At 30.4% G+C, this 980-nt stretch carries 1 protein-coding gene; it reads left to right on the forward strand.

Annotated elements, in window-relative coordinates; all coding sequences use genetic code 11:
• Positions 1-572: hypothetical protein (locus WFZ85_RS15995; RefSeq protein WP_342697254.1), on the forward strand; the 572-nt coding region annotated here is incomplete at its 5' end.
• Between the last annotated feature and the right edge of the window lie 408 nt (positions 573-980).

Consider the following 980-nt stretch of genomic DNA (forward strand, 5'->3'; position numbering starts at 1 on the left):
CGCTACTTTGTAGCGGGTATATACAAGTTAGTAGTCATTCTGTGAGAAAATCCAAAATCAAGAATATCATTATGAAAAAACAAATATTACTTTTAATTACATTTTCTATATTTTTCATTTCTTGTAATAAAACAGAGAATAAAACTACTGAATTTTTAAAAAAATATGACAAAATCAGACTTATCTCTTACAACAAACACAGAAATGTTTACAGACCAAAAAATGAATTAAAAATAGAAAAAGACACTATTAATATACCAAACATAAAAGTTATTGATAATATTATTTTAGACAAATACTTTTCTAGAAAAATAGCAGAAGTTTTACTTTCGACAGAAAAGGAATGTTTAGTTGCTGATTGTTACAATCCAAGACATCTAATCTTATTTTATAAACAAAATAAAATCGTTGACTTTTATGAGTTTTGTGCAGAATGTGGCGGAAGTAGGCAATCAAAAAATATTAATTTTCCAGATTTATGCGCAAATAAAGGCAACAGAATAATTGAGGTTTTTAAAGAAATGAAAATGAAAAATGACGGAGAAGAAACTGAAAATTACAAATATTTCTAATAAGAACGAACTGCTAACAGGCGTTTGGTAAGATTGCGAATTTTGTTTAAGTCGGTTGTTGATTTTCCGCTGGAAAATCTTATTTTAGTAGAAATTATGCCGTCACGAAGTTCGCAACTGACGAGAAGCGGCGGAACGTCAGGCTGTGAATAAACCCTCTTTTCTCTATTGTTTTACTTTTTAAAACTGCTATAAACGGGTTTTAAGCCATGCTGATTTTTGATTTGCTTTGACTAGTTTTAAAAAGAATTGAGGCTAAAAACAGCTTTATATAGGTCGTTTTTATCAAAAACAAACCTTTTCTCTTGTAGGGTGAGTGCCATGCTTTGAGTTTGGCTATTAAATTGGGCACGCCGAGGATGTTGCACAACCCTTCAAAAGACTATCCCAAAGTTTTGGGATCAAAAT

Source organism: Flavobacterium aureirubrum (genome assembly GCF_038739835.1).
Classification (GTDB): Bacteria; Bacteroidota; Bacteroidia; order Flavobacteriales; family Flavobacteriaceae; genus Flavobacterium; species Flavobacterium aureirubrum.